The sequence below is a fragment of the Pseudemcibacter aquimaris genome (genome assembly GCF_028869115.1).
GTDB classification, from domain to species: domain Bacteria; phylum Pseudomonadota; class Alphaproteobacteria; order Sphingomonadales; family Emcibacteraceae; genus Pseudemcibacter; species Pseudemcibacter aquimaris.
On sequence record NZ_CP079800.1, the window covers coordinates 1643484 to 1664202 of the forward strand.

The window sequence follows — 20719 nt, forward strand, 5'->3', positions numbered from 1 at the left end:
TAATTTATGGTTTTTTCGTTCTTGCCAGCCTTGCTATTTCCTTAGCGACCATACGTTCTGCAATATCGGGCAGATTTTCATCTAACCATTGCTTGACCATTGGTCTAAGAAGTTCACGGACAAGGTCTTCCAGTGTGTTTCCTGATCCTTGATAACCGGTGGTAAGGAGTGCTGATAATGCATCAAATTGCCCCATTACATCGCCAGACGGTCCATCAGACATAATTGGCTCATGTGCATAATCCGGATCGACATCATCAATACCAAGATCATCCATCGCGGCAACTGGTTCGGGTTCAGGCTCAGGTTCTGGCTCGGGTTCCGGCTCTGGCTCTGGTTCAGGTTCCGGCTCTTCTTCCATAACGAGTTCTTCTACCTCGTCTGGTGTTTCTGGCACGTCATCAAAAAGACTATCGATGTCATCTGCTGACATTTCTTCTTCTAGGTCGTCTTCTGTAAGTTCCAATACTTCCTCTTCGGGTTCTGGTTCTGGTTCCGGTTCGGGCTCAGGCTCTGGTTCAGGGGCTGGCTCCGGTGCGGCCTCAGCTGCAGGCTCCTCGTCATCCTCCGAAATAATTCGGCGGATAGAAGCCAGGATTTCCTCCATGCTGGGTTCTTCTTCTTTTTCCGGTTCGCTCATTTTTCAGTTTCCCGTAAATTTATATTTAATTCCGGCCTTTTTATGGCGTTTTTTATTTATATCTGCTTTTTCCAGATTTGTTAACCATAATATTTTTATTTAATTTCAGAAGATTATCAATGTTTTTTAACATATTTTCCAAAAATAAAACGGCACCATAGGAATATAGTGCCGTAATATTTAATAAAAATTTAAAGTGAACGCCTATTTTTTTGGCGAAATACTTGATTTTTAATCGTTATCGCCTGCGCTAAAGCCGTAAATCTTATGTTCAACGTCTTTACTTCTTTGTTCTGCGTCATAGAACGGAACATTAAGACCAAGATCAGTAGCATTAAGCTGACCAATATTCGCAATCAGGTTATATGCAGCAACAGTTCTGTCACGAACCGCACGTGCGTTATTAACGCGAGCGTCCAATAGTTCCTGTTCAGCATCCAGTACGTCAAGAATTGTACGTGAGCCCACATCTGCTTCCTGGCGAACACCTTCAAGCGCGATTTCGTTGGCATCAAGCTGTGCTTGTGTTGAAACGATACGTGCTGATGCTTCGCGGTAGCTTTCCCATGCGTTTCTTACTAGCTCCTGAACCTGACGCTCAGCGGAAATGGCTTCCATTCTGAACTGGCTGCGGCGCTGTTTAGATTGACGCACGATAGATGCCTGAATACCGGCTTGATAAATTGGAACACGAAGGTTCGCATAGATGGCTTTTGCGGTTGAACGGTCACCCGGAAGGAATGAATCCCAGCTTTTCGTCCAGCTTGCACCAACGTTTACTGTTGGGCCAAGACCGCCATACTGTTTCTTAACCGCGTAATCAGCCGCTTTTTCCGATGCATTTGCTGCAACGATAAGTGGGTGATTTCTTGATGCGATGTCATATGCTGCCTCTTCCGATGCAGGAAGCGGCGGAAGCTGTACTTCACGCTCTAGAGTGCCCGGCTCATTACCGACAACACGCTGGAATGCAGCGCGGCTCGCTGTAAGTGTTGCTTCGGCAGCAATTTTTTCTGACTGTGCACGTGATAGACGAGCACGAGACTGCGCCACATCAGTACGGGTGATTTCACCAACGGCAAAGCGGTCTTCAGATGCCTGAAGCTGTCTTTGTAGTGCAATTACGTTGTTTGTCGTGAATTCAAGGAATGCTTCGTCACGAATAACGTCTGAATATGCAGCAACAACATTTAGAAGAATTTGTTGTTCTGTGTTTGCAAGTTGCGCTCTACCAGCTTCGGCGTTGCTTCTTGCTTCTTTTGTGCCGTTAACAGTTTGGAAACTGCGGAATACTGGCTGTTCAATGGAAATACCAATGGATTTCGGTGTTGTCGTCGCATTGTTGCTGAATGCACCGGTACGCTCGTTTTCCTGTTTGGACCATTGCCCCGTACCAACGATAGTTGGACGCCATCCTGCGATGGCCTGGTTTACTGTCTCATCAACTGCGCGCTGACTTGCACGTGCTGCTTCGAGATCAGGGTTGTTCAAATAGGCGGTTGCAAGTGCATCATTCAGATTATCTGCTGCGCTTGCGTAAAAAGTACTCCCCATAAGTGCAGCAATCGCCGTTGCTGTACAAAGAACAGGTTTCAATAGCATTGTTTTTCTGGTCATTTTTAATACCTTTTTTTGTGTATTCGCCCGAATGCAGACAAAAACAGCTGTTTTTTTTATTTCGAGGCCAGAATTTGCCTCAATATGTTTCCACTGTCAACATCTTCTTATGTCTTTGCGATAAAAGGATACTTTTATACGTTAAAAGACAAATTTTTCTTCTTTAACGAAGCCCTCTAATTTATGGGCTATCGCATCAAAAAGAATCCTTACACCCATAATCCCTTCATTATAGGTCACAAGGGAAGCGCGTCCATAACCATCTTGATTAAGAACACACAGAATTCGACCGCCGTCATTTAACTGTTCTAGTAATGCTTTTGGAATATCGTCAACCATGCCATTGATTAAAATCAGATCATACGGCCCTTGTTTGGCGAGCCCCTCGTTATGAACGGAATTAATAACGGCAACGTTATCGCATTCTTCATCGGCAAGATTTTTTGTCGCGATTTCAGAAAGTTCTTTATTTTCTTCAATTGCGACAACCGCATCAACAAGTTTACTGAGTACGGCTGATGAATAACCTGTTGATGGCGCAATATCCAAAACAAGTTCATCTGACTGAATATCAGCATAACTAAGCAGTTTAGCAAGAGCCAGTGGTTCTAACATATAACGGTTTTCAGCGACTTTTATGCTTTTGTCGATATATGCAACGCCCTTGCGTTCGGCAGGTACAAAACTTTCACGGTTCACTTTCGAAATTGCTTCAACAACATTTTCATCCGTAACATCATTTGGTAGGAGTTGCCCATCAATCATATGCTGATTTTTAGCATCTGGGTTGAGGGCTTTGCTTGTAATACTCATTAAGGTCTATCCTATTATTTCTTCAGCAACTTTTATAACTCGAAATATAGAGCATTTCAACATATTGAATTCACTAATGTTGAATTAATGTGCAAAAACTATGTCCTTGGTTCTTCTGATCTGTCGGTTGCGGTTTCAGGGGCAACCGAAAGTGCGGAAATTTCCGCGCGCATTTCATCGGTCATTTCAATGTCTACTGAATTTAGCGATGGCATTAGCTGTTCTGCGCTACGTCCGCCAATAATTGGCGCTGTAATGGCGGAATTTGTCCCTGCCCAGCGAATAGCAAGGCTAATGGGATCAAGACCATTTTCACGGGCATAATTCACAAAATCCGCAGCAATATATTCGTTTCTTGTCGCCTCGTAGCGTTTTTTATACATGGCCATTTCATTAAGGCGGCCATCAACGCCATCTTTATTATCAACAAGGTATTTCCCGGTTAAAACACCACCAGCAAGCGGGCTATAGGAAAATACGCCAAGCTTTTCACTTTCCGCCATCGGCAGAATTTCGCTTTCGCATTGGCGTTTTAGTAAATTATACATTGGCTGAATACAGGCGATAGGTGCATAGTTGTGTTGTCTGGTGATCCCCACCGCTTTCATATATTGCCAGGCGGCAAAATTGCTTAGGCCGATGTAATTGATTTTACCTTGCCTTACAAAATCATTCAGTGTTGAAAGACTTTCTTCCAGTGTGCAATCCTCATCAAAGCGGTGCATGTAATAAACATCGATGTAATCGGTGTTTAAACGCTTTAGACTGTCATCAAGGGCGCGTGTCAGGTGGGTTCTGTTAAGTCCCCTTCCCCATGTTTCTGCGCCACCGCCCGCATAACTGTCGACCGGGAAATAAGCTTTTGATGAAATAACAACCTCTTCACGGTGGTCTTTAATCAGATTACCGAGAATTTGTTCTGACTGTCCACCGGCATAAAGATTTGCACAATCAAAGAAATTAATGCCTTTATCACGGGATGCTTTATAAATTTCAGCGGATGCCTGTTCATCAGCGCCAGCGCCAAAGGTCATGGTTCCAAGACAGAGTTCGGATACTTTGATCCCGGAATTACCCAGCCTTTTGTATTTCATTGTTAATCACCCTCTTATATAAAGTAAAAGAGTATAACTTATTGAAACTTAAGCGCAAGTCTGATCAATAAATTCAGCAAGTTCCTTATCATAGCTGGTGACGCCATTTGCATCATGAGTGGTTAATGTAACCTCAAGCCGGTTATAGACATTAAACCATTCGGGATGGTGATTCATTTCTTCTGCTTTTGCGGCAATTTTTGTCATTGCATTAAAACAAGCATCAAAATCTTTAAATGTGTATCTTTTAAAAATTGCTTCTCGGCCCTCTACGGCTTCCCACCCATCAAGCGATGAAAGTAAATCAGTGATATCCAGTTTTTTAAACATTAACCCGTCCTTTTAATTGATCTGCTGTACCCAGTGACATTTCACCATTTGAAACGGCCCCTTCATCGGAAAGATAATATACCATTTCCCTGACGAGCGTTGAAGTCTTTACCCATTCGCTTGTATCTGCGTCTGGCATGTCTTTTCTGTTTTGTGGTGTGTCGATGATTGATGGTAGAATAGCATTAACCGTTATGGTTTCTGGTGTTTCTTTTGATAATGCTTCCGTAAATCTTAAAACCGCAGATTTTGATATTGCATATGCAGCCATGCCCTGATCAGCATTAATTGCGCCTGTTGCACCGATATTAATGATACGACCATCATACATATAATCAAGTGCCGCTTTCGTGGCATTAAACATGGTTTTAAAATTCATTGAAAATTGATTTTCGATGTCTTCCATCGTTGTGTCAGCAATGGTTTTCCAAATAAATCCACCAGCAATATTGATCAATCCGAAAATGTGGCCGTGTTGATTGGCCACTTCTGCGATGGCGTTATCAGCTTGTTCCTTAATCGATAAATCGCAATTTTCTATATAGGAAACATTATCGTGTTCAAAATCCGGCATTTTTCCGCGACATATACCGACGACAGTGAAGTTTTTCCTTGCCAGTTTTTTGACCGTATCAAGGCCCAGTGCGCCAGTGGCGCCTGTAACAACAATTACTTTTTTCATTTTATACCCTTATACTGGCGCTGCGTCGGATGCGTGCCCACCCCTTAAACAATATTCCTGTGTGCCACGTTGATATACATGGTCGGTGTCAAGCACAGCACCTGGTGCATATTGAAATGATGCGCCGATATTTTCATAAATATAATCAAATGGGCGCTCAACTGTCATCTTGAAAAGCTCTTCAAAGCTATCAATCACGAAATATGATGCCTGCAAATCATCAATTTTGTAATCTGTGCGCATAACGCGGTCCACATTAAGGTGAATTCTATTTGGTGATTTTGCGTTTAGTGCATATGGGCTTTCTTCTGGTGATGAAAGAATTCCTGCACCATAAATGCGCATGCCATCATCTGTATTAATAAGTCCGAATTCAACCGTATACCAATATAGAGCGCTTAAGGCCTTAAGGTGATTATATTGAAGCGCTTTCCATCCCGCGCGGCCGTATGCTTCCATATAATCGGCAAATGATGGATCGGTTAAAAGCGGCACATGACCAAATGCATCATGAAATACGTCTGGCTCTTCAATATAGTCGAATTGGTTGGCTGTTCTGATGAAATTTCCGGTTGGAAACCTACGGTTCGCAAGATGATAAAAGAACACATGATCCGGAATTAACATTGGCACCGGCACCATTGTCCAACCTGTTTCTGCTTTTAAGATTTCATTCGATTTATTAAAATCCGGCACACCGCCCTTATCAAAATCAAGAATGCTTAATCCTTTAAAAAACTGATCACAGGCAAGCCCGGGCAATATATCCATTTGTCTTTTATAAAGTCTGTCCCAGATATTATGTTCTTCTGTCGTGTAATTACGCTGTTTTGGTTCAAGCCAGTCATCGTTTAAATGTGATGGTTTTTGTAATTCAGCCGTAAAGACATTCGCTGGTACATCTGGCATAACGCCAAAATTGATTGCATTCATAATGATACCCTTAATTTAGTTTCATATGTATCATTATGCCTTATTTAGGTGGAATTACTGTTCAATGTGAGGTATATTTTACAGATAAATGAAACATTTGTTTTGTATTATCCTTAATTGAGAAGCATATGATGAAAATTACTGAAGTAGATAAGAAAATTTTGCGTATTATTCAGAAAAACGCGACCCTATCACAAACGGAACTCGCGGAAATGGCCAATATGTCACGGTCATCATTTTGGCGCCACGTTAAAGATATGGAAGATGCAGGCATCATAATTCTACAAGCCCCAGCCATTGATGAACGTAAGATCGGATTAAAATTACGCGCCAGTTGCGTCATCACATTAAACAACCATAGTCATGACGTGCGTGAAGAATTCGAAAGCCATATTTTACAGATGCCCAATGTACTAGAATGCTATGCCACATCAGGGGGTAAGGACTATATGCTAACTGTGGTTGCAAAAGATATGGATGACTATTACGAGCTAATGAGTAGTAGTATTTTAGATCACCCAACCATAGAGAGCGCACATACAAGTTTTGTAATGAAAAAAATCAAATCAACAACGCTGCTTCCGATCTAAAATGACAATTTTATTACACCATAGGTTTAAAAAGTTCACAAAATTAAATATTGCTTTTTAAAATAAAGGCCTATACGGTAAAAATTGATTTTTTGTTATGTACCTTTTTGAGGGATAGACTGTAGAATATTTTGAGAGCCATTTTTGGCGTAAAGCCTAGTTTCCAGACTTTCGAAGTTTCCTTTTCTTCAATTCAAGCATGATTAAAATCTTTATTCACTTTGATTAGTGGATTTTAATATTAATATTTTTAAGGAAGTTATCAAAAATGGCAAACGGCACAGTAAAATGGTTTAATCCAACTAAGGGCTACGGCTTTATTGAACCAGAAGACGGCGGCAAGGACGTTTTCGTGCATATTTCTGCTGTGGAAGCAGCAGGCATCGACAAGCTTGATGATGGTCAAAAACTATCATATGAGATTGTTGAAAGTCGCGGTAAAAGCGCAGCAGGCGATCTAAAGCTTGCATAAAAAATACAAAATGCAAAATAAGGGAGGTCGCTTAATTAAGCGGCCTTTTTTTATTATCTAATTTTTTTCATTTTTTTAAATGGTTACCTTATAGTGCCTACTTGATCATATGATTTTTATCCTTAGGTTTATATCTGACACCAACAAAAGGGTATAAAGTTATGACAAAAATTCTATTCTTTGCGGGCAGCGCCCGTGAAAAATCAACCACGAAAAGGCTTGCAATTACCGCAAGTGAAATGGCCGCTGAAAAAGGTATAGACGCAACATTCATTGATTTAAAAGATTATCCAATGCCGATTTATGATGGCGACCTTGAAGATGAGCAAGGCGTTCCGGAAAATGCCAAGAAGCTCAAAAAATTATTCGTAGAGCATGACGGTTTATTCATTGTAACACCGGAATATAATGGATCGCTTACACCATTATTTAAAAATACTATCGACTGGATTTCAAGACCGGACGGCGAAGATATCGGTGAACCATATAAAGGAAAGGTCATTGGACTTGCTGCTGCATCACCGGGCGGTATGGGCGGTATGCGCGTTCTTGTACCGCTTCGTCAATTGATGGGTAATCTCGGAAGCCATATTATTCCAACACAGGCATCTATCAATTTTATCTTTAACGCATTTGATGATGATGGAAATCTTACTGATGATAATCAGCGTGGATTACTCAGCGCAACGTTGGATGAATTAAAATCAACCGCTGAAGCGCTGAGCAAATAATCTTAATTAAAAGCCTTCTGCGTAAAGCCGCTTAAATGCTTTTTCGAGTTTCGTGATGAATATTTTGGCTTCATCCATACCGAAAACCATTGGCGGCTTTCCTTTTAGGACGTTATCAAACGGCCCGTCTGTGGAAAAGAGCACCGCATCTTCACGAAGGAATTGAACAATACGGCTTGCTTCTTCTGGTGCCACTTCCTTGGTATCGCGGTCTTTTACAAGTTCCGCACCAAAGAACATACCTTTACCGCGTACCTGACCGATTAACGGATAACGATCCATCATATCGCGCATACCGTCCATGATGAAACCACCAGTTTCAATGGCCTTTTCACGAAGGCCTTCGCCATCAACATAATCAAACACCGCTTGACCGATGGCACATGATACCGGGTTACCACCAAAGCTGTTGAAATATTCCATACCATTTGCAAAACGGTCGGCGATTTCGCGGGTTGTAACAACCGCTGCCATTGGATGGCCGTTACCAAACGGCTTACCAAAGCTAACGATATCAGGAACAACACCTTGAAGCCTATAAGCCCACCATTCGTGACCTGTACGGCCAACACCCGTTTGAACCTCATCCGCGATACAAAGACCACCCGCCGCGCGGATTTTCTCATATACGGCCTTTAGGTATCCATCAGGGTAAACAACCTGACCACCAACACCGGCGATACTTTCGGCGATGAATGCTGCTGGTCCCTCACCTGTTTTTTCAATCAGGTCAGCAATTTGATTATCAACATCAGCCGCATATGCTTTGCCGCTTTCTTCCGAATAATCGTTAAATCGACCCTGATAAGGACACGGGAATTCAGCTAAACGTGTTTCCGGTGGGCAGCCATTGCCGCCTTTACGGTTAAATTTATAAGCACTGATTGCAACAGTCGCATTGGTGTTACCATGATAACCCCAGTCAACAGCCACAGTTGTTTTACGACCTGTGTAGTGTCTTGCAAGACGAAGCGCCAGTTCATTGGCCTCTGATCCTGAATTCACAAAGAACATAACATTCAATGGATCAGGCATAGTATCAAGCACCCGTGCCGCCAGTTTGTTAATCCCTTCGTATAGGTAACGTGAATTGGTATTCAGAATTGCTGCCTGTTTTTGAATGGCTTCAACGACCTTTGGATTACAATGGCCAACATGTGTAATGTTGTTTACGCAATCAAGGAATGCACGGCCGCTGCTGTCATAAAGGTATGGGCCAACACCACGCACCATATGAATGTGTTTTTTGTAAGCAACACTTAATGATGGGGCGAGAACCTCTTTACGGTCGGACATCATGCCTTCGATAGTAAGCGGGTTATGCTCGAACGCTTCCGGGATAAAACCAAGTAGTAGATTAGGATGTGGACAAACGTCCTGCCATACTTCCCAAAGTTCCGGTTCACAAATGCCAGGGAAATTACCATCTTCGTAATCAAGCATATCCAGCATTAATTGGAAATGCAGATGCGGTGTCCAACCACCATTTTCGGTAAGTTCACCAAGTGTTGCGATATGATCGCCTTTGGAAACGCTATCGCCAACAGAAAGATGCGCAACGCTGTCTTTCGCAAGATGACCGTAAAGCGTATAAAATTCCGGACCGTCACCAACTTGATGCGACAGAACAAGCACTGTTCCATAATCAAACGGATCATCGTTGCTTGCGATTGCCTGTACAACACCGTCAAGTGGTGCATAAACTTTTTCTGTACCACGAAGCCAGAAATCAACGGCCATATGAACAGTACGGTCAGCCGGTGATCCATGGCTTTTGAAACCGTCACCGAGCGTAAAGGACGTACGGTTTTCACCGTAATTACCAAGGCCGTAACGGGATTCCGTTTCATCAAGAAATTCCGTTACCCATTTTGAATGCGCTTTTGGATCTAGAACATGTTCTGTTCCCGGCTCACCTGCCGCATTATTAAACAGAACGCGTGGTTCGCTATAGATATCAAAATCGAACAATTTACCGATTTTTACGCCTTCTAATGATTCTTTTAATCCGGCGAGGTTCGCATGACCATCATAACCACCCATTTTACGGGCGAATGCAGTCAGAAGACCCATACCGATTTTTCTTAGCTTCTTAAGCGTTCTAAAGGCTGGTGCTTGTGTGACCGTTAGATATTCACGGTGCTCGTCACTTGTTGCTTTGCTTGCACGGTTTGATGAAATACAAACGCTCATGACAAGACGCATCGCCGCAAGATCCATTAGAACTTCAAGTTCATCTTCAGAAAGCGGGAATTCTTTCGTATAGCTTTCAATAAGGGCGCGTGACACACCAAACACATCATCAACATCAAGAACCGCATAACCGATCGTTACCGCAAGTTCATTAACCTGTTTTGCGAAAAGCATATCACCGAAATCAATCAGACCACTGATTTTATCGCCTTGTGAAACAAGGTTATATGTATTGGCATCACTATGAATAACCGCAGAACGCATTTTCGGAAGACGTGGTGCAACCAACGTTTCATAACGTTCATAGAAATATTCAATAAGTTCCTTATTTTCCGGATCTTCGATGTCATCAATATATTGCTTGGTAAACATCGCACCATCAAGGTTCCAAAGGAAATCTGGCTGATGACCAAACGGATGACCGAACCCTTGCATGGCGTTGGAAAAACGGCCCATGAATTTGCCAAGATCTTCGTAAAGTGGAATTGATTTCGGTGCATCACCGAAAATATCGCCCTTAAGGAACGTGATCAGGCGAACATTATTGTCACCATGACGGTAAATCTGGTTTCCGTCTTTGCCTTTAATGACTTTTGGTACTGCAAGTTCAGGGTCCAGTTTTTCAACGTGGTTTAAAACCGCATTCTGGAATTCAATAAGACCAACGTCTTCGGCGCTATTGGCGATTTTGATAACATATTCGTCATCACCATCGATCAAGCGTGCATTTTGGTCACGCTCACTAACAAGAGGTTTAACCTTACCTGTCTTACCAAAATATTTTTCAGCAATTTCAAGTAGTTCAGTTTCATCATATGATGGAGGTGGACTTTCAAAAACTCCCATAACCGGAATCCCATAAGTTAAAAAGATGCAATATTTTCATTGCTCGGCAACATATCAGGCATTTATTGCCCTGTAAATTTGGATTTGCCCGATTATGCAATAAATTTTAGCACCATAAGTCATTGTTTTATGAGAAAAAGTCATGATCTTTAGTGTTTGGGTTAGATGGCATGTTTTTTGCATCACTAAAAGTGAATTCAAAAACAGGAAAAATTATGTCTAGTTTATTTGGTGGCGGCGCACCACAAAGCGGATTTCAATTGGTAAACTTCGGTGCAGATTTGCTCGGGTCCTATTATACGGCCAAGCAAAACCAGGCGTCGATCCTTTCATTACCACCCGTTCAATCCAATGTTTCCTTAAGCAAAGGCAATAATAACGCGCTGACACCCTGGGACATCGATAAGCAAATCGCCGCCGAACGCTTTTCCGAAAGTTCCAACAGCCTTTATAAACTCTTGACCAAAGACTATGAATCTATTCAGACATTGGATGAATTCATTAATTTCAGAGCGCCACTTGTACGTAATTCCGACCTTGATAAAGACAGCAAAAGCTTATTTGTGCTTTATAACGCGCTTAAGAACCTTAAAACCATCGCTGAATATGCTGGTGACCCAAGAACATCCGAACGTAAACTTGCCGAGCTTGAAAAGCAGTTCCAGCTTGGCTTAGAGCAAGTTAAAGGTTTTCTAAACGAACAAGATTTCGAAGATTTAACGCTATTATTCGGTGAAAAGAAAAATGGTGTAACCGCGCAAGCCGGTCTGGGTAAAAAGCAATATGACTTTGTAGGCCCCGTAATCCATCAGGGTAAAAAAACAGATCCCATATCATCACTTGAAGGTGGGGAAATGTTCACAATCACCCTCACCCGTTCAGAAACCAAAAACGGCATAACCACAGAAACAACAGAAGATGTGAATATCACCATTTCAAATGATCCGGAAAGCAGAACACTTGAAACCGTGATTGCAAGTATCAACGCACAAATTCAAACGATAAAAACAGAAGATGAAGAAGGCGAGGAAATACCACTTTTCAACACAAGGTTTTTTGCTGAAGAGATTGAAAAAGATAAATTCGCCCTTAGGATCAAGACGGATTTCAGTGAAAAAATGACCTTTTCAGCGGCTGATATTGAACCCGCCATTTACATGAGCGGAATGTCCGAACGCATTGAATATGGTACAAAACTTGTCGATGAGGACACCCCAGTAACAGGCTTTATCACTAAATTAACAGGACTTGATCAGGCAGATCCGACACGTGAATTTCATCAAACACTATTCGCCGATGCAAAAGAAGCGCTTCTTACCCCTGAAAAAGAAGCCTTAAGCAGTGATGACCCACTTGAGCTTGCAGCAAAAACAACAACCAATGCCATCGCATCAGACAGCAAGGGAAATGTGTATGTGGTCGGCAGTACAGAAGGCCGGTTTGCCAATCATGTGAATGCCGCTGAAACAGGCGATGCTTATTTAAATAAATATGATGCCAGCGGCAAATTGTTATGGAGCCGCCTTGTCGGTAGTATGGGGGATGCTGCAACATACGCGGTAACCGTTGATGCAAATGATAATATTATCATTGCAGGACAAGCAGATAGATTAACCGAAGGGGAAAGCAACGACCCTCTTGCAACGAGCGATAATATTTTCAGCGGGCCTGATAGTTTTGTTGTCAAATATGACGAGGTCGGCACCCAGAAATGGATGTATACCAGTGATACATATGGAACGGACCGTGCCCTATCAGTTACCACAGACGCAGACGGTAATGTTTATGTAACCGGTGAACAGAATAACAAATTATTATCATCAACCGTTTTAACCGGTGATTATGATGTCTATGTGAAAAAGTTAGATGCCAATCACGGCGGTGAATTAGACAGCGTTACAATGGATAGTTCCGTCGCTGATAGTGGTGAGGCAGTTGCCATTGCATCAGACGGTAATTTACTGATCGCAAGCCATCAAAATGGCGAATTCATTCTTGAAAAACGGGACAAAGATGATTTTAACACTGTCATGTGGACCCACAATTTCGGCAACATTGGCGCGAATGGTGATATCAGTAATATTGCCGTTGATGGCAGCCGCATCTATGTCGCAGGAACAAGCAGCAACAGCCTTACGGGTGCTGGTACAGAAATCGCGTCACCGCAGGGTGATTTTGATAATTTCGTCATTGCTATTGATGATGCTGGCGCAACTTCAACTGCGGATTGGAACAAGTTTATCGGCACGAGCAGCATTGATGAAAATAGTGGCATTAGCGTCTTCAATGGTGATTTATACATATCGGGTACCACGAAAGGTGACCTTGCTAGTGGATTACAAGGAAGCCACGATAGTTTCGCAATGAAACTTGATGGCACAACAGGCGCAACAGAATGGGCCAAGCAGCTTGGTTACGGTTTTGAAAACCGTGAAGCAAGTGGCATTACTTTCGCAAGCCAGGGGTCATCTGTTTTAACTAAACTTGGTCTGCCTATCGGTGAATTCGAAGATGACGAAAAAAGATTAATCGAAACCCAGACAACCGCAAGACCGGGTGATTATTTCTATATTCGTGTGAATGATAGCATCACAAAGAAAATTGAAATCAAAGCGGGTGATACATACAGAACCCTTTCAAACAGGATTAACCGCACTGCATTCAGATATATGAATGCGCAAGTTTCCTATAGCTCCGGTACAAGTTTAAGCCGTGATAAAGAAGAAGAGGAAGAATTCGACGCAAAAGCAGTAATTGCCGAAAAGCTTCAGGAAATTAAAAACGAACGCGAAGGTATTGTTGCGGGCGAAGAATTCACCAAAGCTGAACTCGAAGTAACGGGCAACAGCCTTAAAATTGCCACCAAAGAAGGCGGTCGCGTTGAATTAATCGCGGGACGCGGTGATCAGGATGCTCTTAAAAAATTAGGATTACAGCCGACACTCGTTCTTTCCACCGAAGAATTATTCGCGTTAGACGAAGACAAGGACGAAGATGAAGTCGTCATCGGTGGTGTATTTGCCTTTAAGCTTGATGACCGGTTTAATGTTATTGAAAAACGCGATGCCCGCTTTGTGGCAAAAGAACTTGATTATGCCATGACCGTTGTTCAATCAGCATATAGATCGCTTACTTATGATCCGATTGCAGAACAACTTAAAAAACAAGCCTTACAACAATCAAACGGCCCAGTGCCACCGGCATTACAGAAACAACTTGCCAATTATCAGGATGGCCTTTCCAGAATGAGCGCCCTTGCCCCGGCAAGTGGTGCAAGTCTATTCATTTAAACAAAAAAAGGGCCGCATCTATAGCAGCCCTTTATAGTTTGGAGCGAGGATTTTCCCTACTTCTTAATCATATTCTGAATTTCTTCAGTCAGACCATCCGCAAGTGACACAAGCAATTGTGATGCGGTTGCAATGTCTTTACTGATTTCACCCGTTGAATTTGATGCAGACAGGATGTCTGTAATCGCCGATGATACCTCTTGTGCACCGCGGGCGGCTTCCTGCACATTCATGCTGATCTCACGGGTTGCTGCACCTTGCTGATCCATGGAATCTGCGATTGTTTGCGAAATTTCACTAACCTGATGAACGGTTGACTGGATCATTTCGATGGCATCAACAACGCTTTTTGTTTCACTTTGGATGCTTTCAACCTGTTCTTTAATGTCAACAGTTGCTGTTGCTGTTTGCCCGGCAAGGTTTTTAACCTCGCTCGCAACAACGGCGAACCCTTTACCAGCTTCGCCGGCGCGCGCAGCTTCGATCGTCGCATTAAGCGCTAGCAGGTTGGTTTGTGACGCAATGTCATTAATCAAATTCACGACATTACCAATTTCATTGGATGCTTCCGCAAGGCCAGACACAATTTTGATGGATTCTTGGGTTTTTGATTCTGCTTCGTCACTGATTTTCGATGCATGTTCAACTTGTTTGCCAATTTCATCAATGGATGCTGATAGTTCCTCTGTCGCGGCGGCAACGGTTTGTGAATTCACCGATGTTTGTTCCGCAGCGGCAGAAATGGAACCAGAAAGACGAATTGTGTTTTCTGAATGTGTTTCCATACCCTGAGCATTACTTTGCAATTGTTCTGCTTCGTTGTGAACGGAATTAACAGCATCCTGTACGGCGCGTTCAACGGCCGCCTGTTGCGTAATCACTGACCAGTTCACCATTGGCCCCAGATATTCACCATCTTGGCCGTGAATGGCACTTACGTTTAGATCTAGTGTTTCTGGTCCCACGCTAATGCGGGCATTCCACGGCAGGTTGCTTGGGTCACCAAGGATACGGCGTTGATGTGATGGGTCTTTGTGGAATACGTCAATACAGGTACCAACAAGTTCATCCGCCTGAATTGGTAGATATTGTTCAATACTTCTTAACGTGGAAATACATGTTTCATTGGCATATGTGATGACAAACGTTTCCGGATCACACATCATCGTGTTAATCGGCATTTTGTCGATCATCTGTGTTAAACGTGTTGACGCCTCGTCCAACTTAACTTGCTCGGTAACAACAGACCAACTAAGCGCCGCGTAAATATATTCACCGTGATCATCGAAAATCGGATTAATAAGAAGATCCAGAATTTCCGGACCCACATTAATGCGTGCGTTATGCGGCAGATTACCTGCATCCGCAAGAATATTACGCTGATGAGCCGGATTTTTATGAAACACGTCAATACATGTTCCAACAAGTTCATCGGCCTTAATCGGCAAATATTGTTCCAGTGGACGCAACGTATCAACTGATGTCTGATTTGCGTATAAAATATTCATGGTTTCGGGGTCACATAGCATCACATTAAGTGGCAGACCCTCGACTACTCTTTCGAATTGACTTGTTAGATTGTTTTCTACTGGCACTGATGTTGCAGCTTCATTCATGACTTCACCCGAATTTGTCCCTCTAAGACTTTTTAATAACACTATAACACCCCTGTTAACTTTAAATTGATATTGAACTTACATGTACTTAAACTTGATTAAGCTGTAATACATGCATATCCAATACATCTTAACAAGATGTTAATGAAAATCAAGAATATAATATGTATATAAAATACAGCTTATTGTTTTTATTCTTTTTAATCAAGGCACTAGATAAGAATTACTAAAATCGATAATAAAATTAAAATGTTACAAAAATAAAACAAAGTTAGAAACTAGCGAAAAAAAAGTCACTTTTCTTAAAAACTTAATATCTTAAATAATAGACTCGAGAAAATTAGATTTTTTGAAGAAAATCATTATGATGAATTGCGTATAACTTTAAGGCATATTTATCATGAAACCATTACCCCATAAGTCAGAATTCTTTCCATTTAATAGCACCTATTTAAACTCAGGCGTTCAGCATCCGGTTAGTAAAGGATGCGTTGAAGCTGCAAATGAATATCTGACATATAAAGGGTTTCACACGGACATAAATATCGACCCATTTGCGCTACGTAAAGAAGTGCTCGGCTTATACGCAGAATTGATCAATGCTGATCCAGTTGATATTGCCTATGTCCAAAGTACGACGGTTGGGGAAAACCTGATTATTCAGGCATTAGACCTTGTGAATAAAAAAGGCCGTGTTGTGACAGATGATCTACATTATTTTGGATCATATCAAATTTATGGTGAGCTTCAAAAACAAGGGGTTGAGGTTATAACAATCCGTAATAAAGACGGTGCCATTGACTTGGATGATTATAAGCGTGCGATTACGGATGACACGGACCTTGTAGCCGTATCCAGCGTGTCCACGTTTAATGGCTATCAACATGATTTAAAAACATTGTGTGATATTGCCCATAAACATGGTGCACTTGTTTATGCGGACGCCATCCATCACATTGGTGCAACACCATTTGATGTAAAAGAAACAAATGTTGATTTCTGTTCCGCGGGCACATTCAAATGGTTGATGGCAGATCAGGGGCTTGGGTTTCTTTATGTGAAACAAGGGCTTTTGAAATCATTAAAACGCCCATGGTATGGAAAACGCCAAGTCAAGAACCTCGTCACCCATGTATTCCCGGGTGATGACATAACGAATGATCAGAATATATATGAATATGAACTTGCGGAAACCGCAGAAGGCTATTTTTCAATCTGGAGCGAGCCACGCATCGTCATGGCACAGTTAAAATATTCGCTTTCCTATTTGCTTGAAACTTCTGTTGAGGCCATTACCGAATACCGCCAGCCACTGTTAAAAAAGGCACGCGAAGAAATTACAAAGCTCGGGTTTCATTGCTTAACGCCCGAAGGGACGATAACGCCCCTACTCGCCTTTGAATGTGAAAATGCCACTAAAACATTGGGGGCAACGTTAAAAAAGGCAAATATTCAAGCGAGCCTGTATAAAGGCCATTTCAGAATTGCCTTTTCAGTATTTAACGATATGGATGATGTGGATCACCTTGTGAACACTTTGAAATCAGTTCGTTACGCGGAATAGTTATTCAACCATTCTTCAAATTCTGTAATTTCAAGCGGTTTACTGATCAAATAACCCTGAAGTTCATCACAATTATGTTCTTTCAGCGTTTCAAACTGTTCTTGTGATTCAACACCCATACAAACAACCCTGAAATCCATGCTTTTACCAAGCATAATGATAGATTGAAGAATGGCGGTGCTTTTTTCATCCGCAGGAACATTATTGACGAAATGACGATCGATTTTGATTTCATTGACCTTTAAATCCTTAAGCACGGATAGGCTCGAGAAACCAGCCCCAAAACCATCAATGGAAACCTGATAGCCGCAATTTTGGAATTCGGAAAGAATGGCCGCTGAAATAACAGGGTTATTGGTGATGCTATTCTCGCTGATTTCAAGAATGACTTTATTCGTATCGAAATCTTCGTCTTCTTTTAATGAATGCAGCGCTGAAATTAAGGCAGCACTGTTTTTAAATTCAACATCAGAAATATTTATGGATACGGGGATGTCGATCCCCTTTTCTTTCCATTCAGTTAATAATGTGCGCACTTTTTTAAGCACCCAATCCCCAATTTTGAGTATCAGGTTACTATTTTCCGCAACAGGTATAAATTCGTCCGGGGACACCAATTGATTATCACTATCACGCATCCTTACGAGTGCCTCAACACCACAAATGGCGTTTGTCGTTGTGTCAATTTTTGGCTGCAGCATTAATACAAAGCTTTCTTCGGCAAGTGTTGCCATGATTGAGCTTTTGACCGCTTCCTGTTCTTCGATACGGGCGCCAATTTCCTGATTATAATAAGCGTAGTTATTTTCACCGCGTGGTGTGGCACTATTTAATGCCTGTGCTGCGACTTCCATAACCTGATCAATTTCCATTGCATCGTTTGGAAGCAGTACAATACCGATTGTGGATGATGGTTTGATGATGTGACCATTAATTTCAAAATCAATCGCAAGATATTCATGAACTTTCTTCATAACAACATGGATATCTTCGATTTTACTGATGCTGTTTGCGACGACAACAAATTGATTGTCATCAAAATGCGCGGCACCATCCAGATCCCATAGACAGTTTTTAATGCGTGATCCCATCATACGCATAAATTCATTTACACCGTCTTCACCGACCAGTTCTCTTATCCCATTAACATTATTCATTTGGATAAGTAGCACACCGGAGCTTCCCTTACTGCGGCGTACCATTTTTAAACTGTCGTCAAGTAGCGACCATAAATGACCACGGTCAGGCAAGCCCGACACTGAATCATATTGTATTGGATCTTTCATTCGTCCACCCGGAATTATTAATTATAGACGTTCACTTATTTTGATAATTCGTCGAACGTTTTGTTTAATATAGGATATTTTTGCCAGTCTTTATAGTCAAAATGCCACCATTCGTTAGAAAGAACGGTAAAACCGACATTTTCCATGGCATTTTTAAGCAGTTCACGGTGCCATCTTTCAAGTGACGTGCCGCCCATATAATATGGATAGGAACGATCTGACATCTCGTCATACGTGCCAACCATTTTAATCGCTTCACCTGTGGCAAGATCATATAACGTTAAATCAATGGCGCTACCACGGTTATGGATTGAACCACTGTCGGGATTGGCAACGAAATTCCTTTCATCGCCCTCTGTCGCGTCCCAGAAGACTTTCGACACATACCATGGTCGATAAGCATCATGGATAAGTAAACCATAGCCAAGCTCGTTTAAGCTTTCATTGGCCTTAACAAGTGCTTCTGCGGCTGGGCGCTGAATGAAGCTTTTGGCTTCGGAATATGTTGGCGCACTTAAAAAATTGTTATTGGTCGCATAACGAACATCAAGTTTAACATTATCAATGTATTTTGAAACATCCACGAGGTCGGCTTCTAACGCATCATCACTTGCGGCAGGTGGTGTTCCCTTTAATGCATCAGCGATATATTCTTCGATCGGTTTATCAAGGGTTACTTTAAACGTATTACCGTCACGCGGTTCAATAAAATTGCGCACATAAAGGTCATTGCCAAGCATAAATGATTTTGCGACGCCATCATCATTAAACTGGAATATGATATTGGCGAATTCGCCTTTAAAGCTATAGGTATATTTGCCTGGTGAGATAAAACTTAATGGCCAAAATTTTAATTCTTCCGGTGTTGATCCATCATACGTCGGGTTAAATACGGCTTGTAAGCGGCCACCATCTTCGCGGATGATGATTTTTTTATCACCCATCATATATTCACCAAACATGGGAACAAGGCTTGCTGGTGATGCAGCCGGCTTTTCACCGGGGGAAATGCCCTGCGCATTGGCAAAAACACATACAGATGAAACAGTTAATACAAAAATGAACTTGGCAATTAAGCGCATATCTTACCCTTCCCTAGATATTATATTTACTTGATTATTCTTCTGGTCTTTCGCCGCGATTTTCTTTGATCCATTCGTCGGCTTTTGCGCGGATGCTATTGATATCTTCACGGGCCATATAATTGGTCACACGCCACATAAATTTACGCGCTTTTTCAAATCCCCCATCTTCGGCAAGAATGAACCAGAAATAAGAACCAGTGACATCAAAATCAGTGCCACGCGCGTTTAATTTCATCGTACCGATGTTTCCTTGGGAAACCGGATGGCCTTGAAGTGCTGCTTTCATAAACCATTTATATGCGGTCACGTCATCACGTGGCATTGTGCGCCCTGTCGCATACATTACGCCCAGATAATATTGTGCCATCATATGGCCTGCTTCTGCCTCTCTTGTGAAGCCTTCGAATGCTTCATCAAAACGGCGCTCGTCATATGCTGTTTTGGCATCTTCATAACTGGCGAATGCATTTGAGCCAGCCAGCATCGTGAAAGCAGCGAATGATGTAATAATGATTTTTGATATTTTTTTCATAATGTTACCCGGGTTAGAAATCTTCGTATAATAATGAAAGGGCCAGTGACGCTTCGGGGTGACCGTTATCAGCTGCCATAATATACCATTCGGCTGCTTGTACTTCGTCCTGTTCGACACCATGGCCATGTTCATACATAACCCCCAAATTATATTGGGCATCTGCATCGCCTGCTTCTGCTGCTTTGGTGAATTCAACCAGCGCAACTTCGTAATTGCCATTTTCATATGCCTCTTCACCTTTTTTGTTATCTGCATAAGCAACAGATGAGAAAAGACCGGTAAAAACCAATAATGAAAATAGCAAGTAACGCGACAACATATGTCCCTATCCTAATGTTTTAAAAGAGGGTTTATGTTATCGGTAAAAAATATCTTTGACAACAATTATTGCCTGAATTGAAA

18 protein-coding genes are annotated in these 20719 nt (G+C 42.0%); 5 read left to right on the forward strand and 13 right to left on the reverse strand.

The window, feature by feature from the left end; translation table 11 throughout:
• Positions 1-4 precede the first annotated feature (4 nt).
• From KW060_RS07945 to phhA, 7 genes are all read right to left on the reverse strand, one after another.
• Positions 5-640: a DUF2497 domain-containing protein gene (locus KW060_RS07945; protein WP_274757338.1), complete on the reverse strand. Its 636-nt coding sequence runs from the start codon at positions 638-640 to the stop codon at positions 5-7.
• 231 nt (positions 641-871) lie between these two features.
• Positions 872-2257, reverse strand: coding sequence for a TolC family outer membrane protein (locus KW060_RS07950; protein WP_249034279.1), 1386 nt, complete (start codon positions 2255-2257; stop codon positions 872-874).
• A 141-nt stretch (positions 2258-2398) separates the two neighbouring features.
• Positions 2399-3070, reverse strand: a complete 672-nt coding sequence (locus tag KW060_RS07955) for a protein-L-isoaspartate O-methyltransferase family protein (protein ID WP_249034280.1) — start codon at positions 3068-3070, stop codon at positions 2399-2401.
• A gap of 98 nt (positions 3071-3168) precedes the next feature.
• Entirely contained in the window at positions 3169-4164 is a 996-nt protein-coding gene (locus tag KW060_RS07960) for an aldo/keto reductase (RefSeq protein ID WP_249034281.1), read from the reverse strand.
• Between the two features lie 48 nt (positions 4165-4212).
• Positions 4213-4494, reverse strand: coding sequence for a 4a-hydroxytetrahydrobiopterin dehydratase (locus KW060_RS07965; RefSeq protein ID WP_249034282.1), 282 nt, complete (start codon positions 4492-4494; stop codon positions 4213-4215).
• On the reverse strand, positions 4487-5176 hold the full coding sequence (locus tag KW060_RS07970; protein WP_249034283.1) for an SDR family NAD(P)-dependent oxidoreductase: 690 nt from the start codon (positions 5174-5176) through the stop codon (positions 4487-4489). The genes KW060_RS07965 and KW060_RS07970 overlap by 8 nt, the downstream gene beginning before the upstream one ends.
• 9 nt (positions 5177-5185) lie before the next feature.
• Positions 5186-6109, reverse strand: coding sequence for a phenylalanine 4-monooxygenase (phhA, locus tag KW060_RS07975; protein WP_249034284.1), 924 nt, complete (start codon positions 6107-6109; stop codon positions 5186-5188).
• A gap of 128 nt (positions 6110-6237) precedes the next feature.
• Here phhA and KW060_RS07980 point away from each other — a divergent pair, with 128 nt between their 5' ends.
• The 3 genes from KW060_RS07980 to KW060_RS07990 all read left to right on the forward strand — a co-directional run bounded on the left by KW060_RS07980 (position 6238) and on the right by KW060_RS07990 (position 7902).
• Positions 6238-6699: an Lrp/AsnC family transcriptional regulator gene (locus tag KW060_RS07980; protein ID WP_249034285.1), complete on the forward strand. Its 462-nt coding sequence runs from the start codon at positions 6238-6240 to the stop codon at positions 6697-6699.
• 268 nt (positions 6700-6967) lie between these two features.
• A complete protein-coding gene (locus KW060_RS07985) occupies positions 6968-7171 on the forward strand; it encodes a cold-shock protein (protein ID WP_249034286.1) in 204 nt (67 codons plus the stop codon).
• Between the two features lie 161 nt (positions 7172-7332).
• Positions 7333-7902 (forward strand): NADPH-dependent FMN reductase, encoded by a 570-nt coding sequence (locus tag KW060_RS07990; RefSeq protein ID WP_249034287.1) that lies wholly within the window; start codon positions 7333-7335, stop codon positions 7900-7902.
• Positions 7903-7908: 6 nt separating this feature from the next.
• Here the strand turns inward: KW060_RS07990 and KW060_RS07995 are convergent, their stop codons facing one another.
• A complete protein-coding gene (locus KW060_RS07995) occupies positions 7909-10941 on the reverse strand; it encodes an aminotransferase class III-fold pyridoxal phosphate-dependent enzyme (RefSeq protein ID WP_249034288.1) in 3033 nt (1010 codons plus the stop codon).
• A gap of 215 nt (positions 10942-11156) precedes the next feature.
• On the opposite strand from KW060_RS07995, the gene KW060_RS08000 reads away from it, so the two are divergent.
• A complete protein-coding gene (locus tag KW060_RS08000) occupies positions 11157-14231 on the forward strand; it encodes an SBBP repeat-containing protein (protein WP_249034289.1) in 3075 nt (1024 codons plus the stop codon).
• A 56-nt stretch (positions 14232-14287) separates the two neighbouring features.
• On the opposite strand, the gene KW060_RS08005 is transcribed toward KW060_RS08000, so the two are convergent.
• A complete protein-coding gene (locus KW060_RS08005) occupies positions 14288-15847 on the reverse strand; it encodes a methyl-accepting chemotaxis protein (protein WP_249034290.1) in 1560 nt (519 codons plus the stop codon).
• Between the two features lie 400 nt (positions 15848-16247).
• Here KW060_RS08005 and KW060_RS08010 point away from each other — a divergent pair, with 400 nt between their 5' ends.
• Positions 16248-17411 carry an aminotransferase class V-fold PLP-dependent enzyme gene (locus KW060_RS08010; protein ID WP_249034291.1) on the forward strand — a complete coding sequence of 388 codons (1164 nt, stop codon included), beginning with the start codon at positions 16248-16250 and terminating at the stop codon, positions 17409-17411.
• Here the strand turns inward: KW060_RS08010 and KW060_RS08015 are convergent.
• Genes KW060_RS08015 through KW060_RS08030 form a run of 4 tightly spaced genes read right to left on the reverse strand, consistent with a single transcriptional unit; the run spans position 17399 to position 20633 of the window.
• Positions 17399-18697, reverse strand: coding sequence for a putative bifunctional diguanylate cyclase/phosphodiesterase (locus KW060_RS08015; RefSeq protein WP_249034292.1), 1299 nt, complete (start codon positions 18695-18697; stop codon positions 17399-17401). The genes KW060_RS08010 and KW060_RS08015 overlap by 13 nt on opposite strands.
• 35 nt (positions 18698-18732) lie before the next feature.
• Positions 18733-19779, reverse strand: coding sequence for a M15 family metallopeptidase (locus KW060_RS08020; protein WP_249034293.1), 1047 nt, complete (start codon positions 19777-19779; stop codon positions 18733-18735).
• 34 nt (positions 19780-19813) lie between these two features.
• The gene (locus tag KW060_RS08025; protein ID WP_249034294.1) at positions 19814-20314 is read right to left on the reverse strand and encodes a tetratricopeptide repeat protein; all 501 of its coding nucleotides are present in this window, start codon (positions 20312-20314) and stop codon (positions 19814-19816) included.
• Positions 20315-20327: 13 nt separating this feature from the next.
• Positions 20328-20633, reverse strand: a complete 306-nt coding sequence (locus tag KW060_RS08030) for a tetratricopeptide repeat protein (protein WP_249034295.1) — start codon at positions 20631-20633, stop codon at positions 20328-20330.
• Between the last annotated feature and the right edge of the window lie 86 nt (positions 20634-20719).

Bases quoted from the DNA above. Each gene is read 5' to 3' on its own strand.
- KW060_RS07945 (WP_274757338.1), bottom strand. From the start codon at position 640: ATGAGCGAACCGGAAAAAGAAGAAGAACCCAGCATGGAGGAAATCCTG.
- KW060_RS07950 (WP_249034279.1), bottom strand. From the start codon at position 2,257: ATGACCAGAAAAACAATGCTATTGAAACCTGTTCTTTGTACAGCAACG.
- KW060_RS07955 (WP_249034280.1), bottom strand. From the start codon at position 3,070: ATGAGTATTACAAGCAAAGCCCTCAACCCAGATGCTAAAAATCAGCAT.
- KW060_RS07960 (WP_249034281.1), bottom strand. From the start codon at position 4,164: ATGAAATACAAAAGGCTGGGTAATTCCGGGATCAAAGTATCCGAACTC.
- KW060_RS07965 (WP_249034282.1), bottom strand. From the start codon at position 4,494: ATGTTTAAAAAACTGGATATCACTGATTTACTTTCATCGCTTGATGGG.
- KW060_RS07970 (WP_249034283.1), bottom strand. From the start codon at position 5,176: ATGAAAAAAGTAATTGTTGTTACAGGCGCCACTGGCGCACTGGGCCTT.
- phhA (WP_249034284.1), bottom strand. From the start codon at position 6,109: ATGAATGCAATCAATTTTGGCGTTATGCCAGATGTACCAGCGAATGTC.
- KW060_RS07980 (WP_249034285.1), top strand. From the start codon at position 6,238: ATGATGAAAATTACTGAAGTAGATAAGAAAATTTTGCGTATTATTCAG.
- KW060_RS07985 (WP_249034286.1), top strand. From the start codon at position 6,968: ATGGCAAACGGCACAGTAAAATGGTTTAATCCAACTAAGGGCTACGGC.
- KW060_RS07990 (WP_249034287.1), top strand. From the start codon at position 7,333: ATGACAAAAATTCTATTCTTTGCGGGCAGCGCCCGTGAAAAATCAACC.
- KW060_RS07995 (WP_249034288.1), bottom strand. From the start codon at position 10,941: ATGGGAGTTTTTGAAAGTCCACCTCCATCATATGATGAAACTGAACTA.
- KW060_RS08000 (WP_249034289.1), top strand. From the start codon at position 11,157: ATGTCTAGTTTATTTGGTGGCGGCGCACCACAAAGCGGATTTCAATTG.
- KW060_RS08005 (WP_249034290.1), bottom strand. From the start codon at position 15,847: ATGAATGAAGCTGCAACATCAGTGCCAGTAGAAAACAATCTAACAAGT.
- KW060_RS08010 (WP_249034291.1), top strand. From the start codon at position 16,248: ATGAAACCATTACCCCATAAGTCAGAATTCTTTCCATTTAATAGCACC.
- KW060_RS08015 (WP_249034292.1), bottom strand. From the start codon at position 18,697: ATGAAAGATCCAATACAATATGATTCAGTGTCGGGCTTGCCTGACCGT.
- KW060_RS08020 (WP_249034293.1), bottom strand. From the start codon at position 19,779: ATGCGCTTAATTGCCAAGTTCATTTTTGTATTAACTGTTTCATCTGTA.
- KW060_RS08025 (WP_249034294.1), bottom strand. From the start codon at position 20,314: ATGAAAAAAATATCAAAAATCATTATTACATCATTCGCTGCTTTCACG.